9 protein-coding genes are annotated in these 6,836 nt (G+C 59.8%); 2 read left to right on the top strand and 7 right to left on the bottom strand.

Translation table 11 applies throughout. From position 1 onward, the window contains the following. Positions 1–82: 82 nt before the first annotated feature. A complete protein-coding gene (locus tag PX554_RS26255) occupies positions 83–937 on the top strand; it encodes a replication initiation protein (protein WP_275505019.1) in 855 nt (284 codons plus the stop codon). A gap of 67 nt (positions 938–1,004) precedes the next feature. Here the strand turns inward: PX554_RS26255 and PX554_RS26250 are convergent, their stop codons facing one another. The 5 genes from PX554_RS26250 to PX554_RS26230 all read right to left on the bottom strand — a co-directional run bounded on the left by PX554_RS26250 (position 1,005) and on the right by PX554_RS26230 (position 4,343). Then, on the bottom strand, positions 1,005–1,286 hold the full coding sequence (locus tag PX554_RS26250; RefSeq protein WP_275505018.1) for a ribbon-helix-helix domain-containing protein: 282 nt from the start codon (positions 1,284–1,286) through the stop codon (positions 1,005–1,007). Next, positions 1,286–1,921, bottom strand: coding sequence for a ParA family protein (locus tag PX554_RS26245; RefSeq protein WP_275505017.1), 636 nt, complete (start codon positions 1,919–1,921; stop codon positions 1,286–1,288). Before PX554_RS26245 ends, PX554_RS26250 begins: the two co-directional genes overlap by 1 nt. A gap of 67 nt (positions 1,922–1,988) precedes the next feature. After that, the gene (locus PX554_RS26240) at positions 1,989–2,612 is read right to left on the bottom strand and encodes a SprT family zinc-dependent metalloprotease (RefSeq protein ID WP_420833488.1); all 624 of its coding nucleotides are present in this window, start codon (positions 2,610–2,612) and stop codon (positions 1,989–1,991) included. Positions 2,613–2,835: 223 nt separating this feature from the next. Beyond that, positions 2,836–3,252 carry a type II toxin-antitoxin system VapC family toxin gene (locus PX554_RS26235; RefSeq protein ID WP_275505015.1) on the bottom strand — a complete coding sequence of 139 codons (417 nt, stop codon included), beginning with the start codon at positions 3,250–3,252 and terminating at the stop codon, positions 2,836–2,838. Next, the gene (locus tag PX554_RS26230) at positions 3,249–4,343 is read right to left on the bottom strand and encodes a hypothetical protein (RefSeq protein WP_275505014.1); all 1,095 of its coding nucleotides are present in this window, start codon (positions 4,341–4,343) and stop codon (positions 3,249–3,251) included. The genes PX554_RS26235 and PX554_RS26230 overlap by 4 nt, the downstream gene beginning before the upstream one ends. A 141-nt stretch (positions 4,344–4,484) precedes the next feature. Between PX554_RS26230 and PX554_RS26225 the strand changes: the two genes are divergently transcribed. Beyond that, positions 4,485–5,312, top strand: a complete 828-nt coding sequence (locus PX554_RS26225) for a BglII/BstYI family type II restriction endonuclease (RefSeq protein WP_275505013.1) — start codon at positions 4,485–4,487, stop codon at positions 5,310–5,312. On the opposite strand, the gene PX554_RS26220 is transcribed toward PX554_RS26225, so the two are convergent. Both PX554_RS26220 and PX554_RS26215 read right to left on the bottom strand, forming a co-directional pair. After that, positions 5,281–5,964: an MT-A70 family methyltransferase gene (locus tag PX554_RS26220; protein WP_275505012.1), complete on the bottom strand. Its 684-nt coding sequence runs from the start codon at positions 5,962–5,964 to the stop codon at positions 5,281–5,283. The genes PX554_RS26225 and PX554_RS26220 overlap by 32 nt on opposite strands. Before the next feature lie 241 nt (positions 5,965–6,205). Continuing rightward, positions 6,206–6,772, bottom strand: coding sequence for a recombinase family protein (locus PX554_RS26215; RefSeq protein WP_275505020.1), 567 nt, complete (start codon positions 6,770–6,772; stop codon positions 6,206–6,208). Between the last annotated feature and the right edge of the window lie 64 nt (positions 6,773–6,836).

The raw sequence follows: 6,836 nt of genomic DNA, 5'->3' as shown, positions 1-6,836 counted from the left end.
CCATTTCGCAGCAGCCGCCTGATCGGCGCAGAGCGACAGCCTACCTCTGACTGCCGCCAATCTTTGCAACAGAGCCGTCGATATGACGTTCCGCACGCTGGCCCAGAAGGGACGCGGGAATCCCTTCGATCCCGCCAATTACGGGGAAATCGTCAAGCCCGGCGAGCTGGTCGATATTGTAGAGCTAAGCCCCCTCACCCTCGCCGATCGCCGCATTTACAACTTGCTGATCGCCAATGCTTGGGAGCGCATTGGTGAGCCGATCATCCATCGCATCGCGAAATCCGGACTGAAAGGGACGCACCAGGGCAACGAGCGCATAGAGAGTTCGCTGCTGCGCCTCATGGGCACCATCGCGATCGTCACGATCCGCAAGGATGGCAAGAGCTACAAGCGCCGTGTCCAGCTGCTCGGCCCAAGCGATGAAAGCCTCGAAAAGGACGGCTTCCTTCACTATCGTATCCCAGAAGAGCTGATCGAGATACTGCGGAACAGTCAGGTCTATGCCCGTCTCAAGACGCAGGTGATGTATTGTTTCGAGTCGAAATACGCCCTCTGTCTCTATGAGATGATCGAGCGGCGCATTGGTCTCGAATACAAACAGAAAGAGGAGTTTACGATCGAGGAGCTGCGCGGTTTGCTAAATGTGCCCGAAGGCAAACTTGAACGCTTCGCCGATCTGAACAAATACTGCCTCAAGGTTGCCGTCGAGGAAATCAACAAGCTCTGCCCCTTCTATGTTGATTTCACGCCGATCAAGAACGGGCGCAAGGTCGAACGGGTGGCGCTCCACTGGTTTCCGAAAACGTCCAGCGGCAAGCGCGACGCACAGAACCTGATCGACCAGCACAGCATTGTGCGACGCGCCAAACTGCGTGGCGGGATTCCCGAATTGCCGGTGCTGGTGGATTTCAACACGCCCGCCGCGCAAAGGTGAGCCGCTACCCCAAAACTCACTTTTCGACGATTTCAGTATAGCAGTATGTTTGTATACTCCTATACTCCTATACTCCGCGCGCGACGCGTCCCTTGCCCTTCTTCACGAAAAGGTCGTCCAGCGCCTCACCTAGCAAGCTCTGCACCGTCGTTCCTTCCTCGGCCGCAAGGATACGGAGCTGAGTGCTGACCTCGGGGGCAAAATGTCCGCCGATCAATTTGGTCCCCTGCCGCCCAGCCTGCGCCGGCTTGGACGAGGTTGGCGCGACGATCGGAGTGGGGGTTGCTGGCGTGTCGCCGCCGGTCTTGGCGCGGTCAAGCATCGCCTGAAGCGTGTTGCCCTTCGCCATCACGCAGCCTCCACTTTGTCGTATAGGCGTATAGCCGTATACTCGTATAGACGATTGATTTCTGCTGCGGCCGGGCCGTTCGGCTCGAACTCCTGCACGGCTTGGCCTGCGGCCTGCGCGCGGAAGAACGCCTTGCGGTTGCCGATCGTCACCGGACAGACGGCCGCGCCTAGCTCCTCGACTGCCTTCATCGCATCGCCCGTCTCCTGTCCTTGCGGCGGAACGAATGTCAGCACGACGGCGAAGGCACGATCAAGCTGCCGCACCACGTCCAGCGTGTGCGTCATGCTCATCGTGTCGAACACCGCTGTCTTCGTCGGCACGAGGATGAAGTCGGCGTGTCGCGCGGCCTCATAGGCAACATCACGTGCGACGGCCGCGCCGTCGATCACCACAAGGTCCGTGCCGGCGTCGGCACAGGCCTTGAGCATCGCCGCGAGCCGCACCGGCTGGATTGACGCCACGGCGGGCGTGTCGAGCTGGCGCACGTCCTTCCAGAACGAGGCCGTCGCTTGCGGATCCAGGTCGATGATCGCGGTTTCCTTGCCTGCCTGCTCGGCCGCCACAGCAAGGCACGTCGCCAACGTCGTTTTCCCGACGCCGCCTTTCTGCGACAGGATGGCGAGAACCTTCATGCTACACTCCTACTAGTATAGATTTATACTTGTATACGCATATACGACGTGAAGGGGAAGGGGAGTATCACGGCTCTGGATCGTCGCCGTCACTGTCGAGCGGCTCATGGTGCATCGGCCCATGTTCCTCAATCGGACATAGCGGCGCGCCAGCGGTTTCAAGCCATTTGCGCGCGGTCCTGACAGTGTAGCCGCAAGCCTGGCACTCGCATTTAAGCATCCGCGCTATCTGCTTCTTCGGCGCGGTGGTCTGTCCGCCGGTATCAAGCCTGGCGTGAGGGAGGGGGCCTGCGGCGGCGAGGATCGGCGCAACTACGGTAAGGAACGCATCGCCCGGCGTCGTCGCGCGCATCGGCCCGACCAGGCCCAAGCCTAGCGCGATACGTTTAAACGCTTTCCCGTGTCCGGCTGCGATGCCAACTGCTGCGTGGACCAGCTCGTGCGCGAGGATCACCGCGATCTGCGCGGGCATGGCGTCGGGTGCATGCGCGAGGTCCGGGCGGATGAAGATTTCAAAGTCGCCGTCTGCGCTGCGGCGGTTATCCCAGCACTCGCCGATCGCCTTTCCCTTTCGGCCGGTGCTGGTGAAACCAATCGCGACCCGCACGCGGTCGGGGAGGGAGGTTCCCAACGTCGTGAACAGCGGGGGAGAGGGGGGCAACGGGAATCTGCCGGGGTGGTGCGGGCGCAGCGCAGCGAGCCACGGTCCGGCTGATTGTCGTTGCTGGGGAGAGGGGCGGCGCTTCCTTTCCCCATCTGACGGAGATCTTCGCCGGCATGGGCCGGCGGCATCATGCGGGCCTCGGCCCGCCCACGCGAGCGATCGTTACCCGTCAGGGACGAGACGCCGGCACGGCGGCTCGGTCGAAGCGCAGCGGAGATAGAGCGCGGCCCGACAGGGCGCGCCCTAGCCTTTACGGATGAATTATCTGAAGGCCTGGAAAGTATTTTAAGAAGTCGTCTTGATTAGTCGTCACCAGGGGTACACCTTCCACTTCCGCTAAGGCACCAATCAGAAAGTCTGGAAGGACATTTGTTTTCACAGGATCGCCGGGACCGCGCTTCTTCTGCTTGTATGTCTTGTATGCTTGTCCTGCCTTAAATAGGGCGTCGTCGCTATTACGGAGTCGTTCGAGAGCCCACTCGGCGATAGCAGCATCCGTCTCTTCTCGCGACTTCATGCCTGCCGCTAGTTCGCTATATACGATATCGGCAATGACAAGGGGTCCTTCAGCTCGCCGCTCCTCGATCTTCGCAACGGACCACGCATGATGCGTTTCGCCATGATTGATCGCTGACATGATGGCGCTGGTGTCGAGGAACGTGGTCATTTATCTCTCGTGAGCCTCATCAATTCCTCGACGGACATTGTCGGCGTGACGTTCGCATCTTTGAGGCGGGTCAAGGCGCGTTGGGTATGGGCTCGTATGAAGCCCTGCAAATCAAACGCTTCCAACTCGTCCGCGTCTATGACGTCAAACCCGGCGTATTTGGCGAGCATCGCGCAAGCTCGCGGGATCGTCTTCAAAATCCGGGGATTTGATGGATGCACCGCCCCCTGGGGCCGATTGTCGTTCGCCGCGAACCATTGAACGTCCGGAATTTTCAGCTCGGTCCGCTCGCGAACGTGCTCGTCGGAAAACCGCTCTCGGCCACCGCAGGCAGCATAAAGCGTGACAAGATGCTTGGTAGCGAGATCCTTTTCGAGGCTTCTGGCACCGGCAACCTGCGCGAAGCTCGATCCCGTCAAAAGCGAGCCATACCGCTCTGATGGAACATGCTCTCCATCAAGCTCTCGATCTTCTATGAGGCGATCAAGTGCAAGAAACAAGGCATCCACCCACCAGCGCTCAACACGCTTGCTGGAAAAGTCGGATAGATGGCCGATGTCGTAAATATACTTTAGATTTGTCGACAGCTTTCTAGCTGACTTCGCTTTATACCTTGAGTTCCCTTCAACAAATCGCTGTATGTCATTAGCAGATATACGCTTGGTGCTCCAACCATACTCGCCTGCTACTTTCTCTGATACGTAGTTGTTGGCCCAAAGCGCTGGCCGTCTCTGTGCAGCGTCTGCGCCTGTCCACCGGCCAACATAGCTGAAGTTCAGCGCAAAGAGGGCTAGCCTATCAAAGTTCGCGGTGTGTGCGGCGGTCAGAGCCTGGAAAACTAGATCATCCGCAATAAGATGATCGACGCCGTTCTTGCTCTTGTTAAATAGGAAGAAGTTGATCGGAATATATTCCGAATGGCCGGACTGCGAAACACGCTGGCGGAACACCTCGCGGGGTACGTCTTCCATTTTTCCATCGAACCCGATCCGAATGCTCTCATACAGCTCCAACAATCCATTAGCGGGCGGTCCCCAGCTAAAGTTCTTGGTGAAGCTACCTGGCTTCCAATCCTGCTCGCCAGCAGCCATTAGGTGTCGATCGTCCCCTCGCATCTCGCATTACGCGAGCTGGTGGTCGCAGGCATACGGTTCTCGCATCTTAGAGGCAATCCGTGCCACCTGGGCAGATCGGAATCGGAATTGGCGCTGGCACGCGCTATCGGGTGAGGCATGTTTGAAGATCTGGCCGAACGCGGCTTCCAAATCGAGTTTCACAGCCACGCGACGGCGATCCTGAGTGTCGATTTCCCGGACGCAATCGGTGAACTGGGGGCGGCGCTAGGCGCACTGTCTATCCCGATTGAGGAGATCATCGGCTCGGGCGGCGGCGAGACAAAGGGCACGCAGCGCTTACGGCGCGCACTGGCCGAGCTGGGCTGGCACAAGGTCAATTTCACGATCGAGAAGCGCATCAACGGGGTGCAAAGGGAATCGATATCTCACGAGGTCGATCATGTTCGCACCTTCCCGGATGGTCGGGTCATCGCGCTCGAAATCGAATGGAACAACAAAGATCCGTTCTTCGATCGCGATCTGGAGAACTTTAAGCGCCTGCACGCGGAAGGGGCGATCAGCGTTGGCGTGATCGTCACAAGAGGCGCGAGCTTGCAGCGTGACATGATTCCATTGGTCACGCGGTTCGCCGTCGAACGCGGATTGTCGTCGATTGACGATCTTGCCGAACTCGGGCTCACACCAACGCCAAGACAGCGGGAGAGCGTCGCGCGGCGCATGAAGTCGAGCGGGATCCCTTTCGCAGAAGCATGGCCTCATGTTTTTGTGGCAGACAAATATGGAGCCGCCACGACCCACTGGCGCAAGCTTGAGGACCGTGTGCATCGCGGCGTAGGCAACCCGTGCCCGCTCCTCCTCATCGGCCTGCCCAGCACGATCGTCACCTTTGACGAGCATCTGGACGTAGGCGCCATCGCTCAGGGCGAGGAGGAGCAGGAGATCCTTGCTGAACCTATTCCGCTGCCACCGGCATCTCAGCCTTAGAATGATGGGCATAGGTAGGCCACGACGGAGTATATTCCTCGTCAGCCTGGTTGCCCCACACGGTCCAATTCGGGCGCGTTCCGCGCGAGAACATTTCTAGGAACGGCCCGGGGCTGCACTCCTCGATCAGGGGATATTGCTCGTCGGGCTTGCGGCTATGCTCCCGCTTGCGGCTTTCCAGATAGTTCACCTGAGTCCGGCCGGGATCGAGCGTGCGGGCGTTTTTACCGCGCACGCCAAACAGGATCAGCTCGGTGACGTTGCGAAAGTAGAAGCCGACACCCCGGCCATCAGACCCGCCGTCCTTACGGATCTTCCGCCAGACGATGTTGGATTTGTACTCAAATCCCCATTCGCGCAGCACGCGTAGGCCGTCCGGCAATAAAGCATTGGGAACCCAGAGGTAGAGGTGCGCTGTCGGGGCAACACACTCCGCAACCGGGAGCGCGCAAATGTCGTCCAGCGTCATCGTCTCATACCGGTTGAGCCGGCGATGCTCCGGCGCGACCTTCCCGGTGCGATTTTGAAACTGCCAGGGCGGATCTGCCAGCACGGTCTTGAAACCGCCACCGCCGGCAACGTCCAACAGATCCATTCCCGCCGGGCTATAAACCGGTGACTTCGGGGACGCCTTGCGCTTGGGTTGTGACATTAGGCTGCGTCCTCATTTTCAGTAGATTTTGGCGCACGGCCCACATAGCCGCGCAAGCTTCGCCGGATGACTTGGCTCATAGTTTCGTCCCGACTATCGGCGACCTGACGTGCCCGCTGGACTAGCGTTTTTGGCACTCGTACTGTCACGACCACATCATCTGCCATCATCAGGCTCTCCGGCGTACCTTGTATGTTCTCGTATTGCGGTGTAATACACAAAGCAAGCCGGTTCACCTGTCTCAAGCTCTTTTACTTGGCTCGATCAACCGCTCGCGATGCGCGCGCAACACGCGCTGCACGGTCGAGCGCGATACGCAGAAGAGACTGGCGAGCTGGGCCGGGGAACCCTGCCCGGATTCTGCCTTAGCGATGATCTCGGCGCACTGCTGGCCGGTGAGGCTCGGCCGGCGTCCAAGGTGCCGGCCGGCTTTGCGTGCGTGCGCCAGCCCGTTTATGGTCCGCTCGCGGATCATGGCGCGCTCGAACTCGGCGAATGCGCCCAGCATCTGCGTCATCAATCGACCGGGGGCGGTAGTGGTATCGATCGCCTCCGTCACCGATCGGAACCCAGCACCGGCGGCCGTGATCGCTTCAAGGGTGAAGAGGAGGTCGCGAAGCGAGCGGGACAGCCGGTCCAACTTCCACACCACGAACACGTCGCCGGCCTTCAACGCGCTGATCGCGCGCGCCAGCTCGGGGCGGTCAGCTCGGCCGCCCGATGCCTCCTCCTGGTAGATGGGATCGCACCCGGCATCGCGGAGCGCGCGAAGCTGCGGGTCTATGTCCTGGGAGTGGCTCTGTTGCAAAGATTGGCGGCAGTCAGAGGTAGGCTGTCGCTCTGCGCCGATCAGGCGGCTGCTGCGAAATGGT

It is taken from the genome of Sphingomonas pollutisoli, assembly GCF_029167165.1.
In the GTDB taxonomy this organism is placed as follows: Bacteria; Pseudomonadota; Alphaproteobacteria; order Sphingomonadales; family Sphingomonadaceae; genus Sphingomonas; species Sphingomonas pollutisoli.
This window is presented reverse-complemented; position numbering and strand designations above follow the sequence as displayed.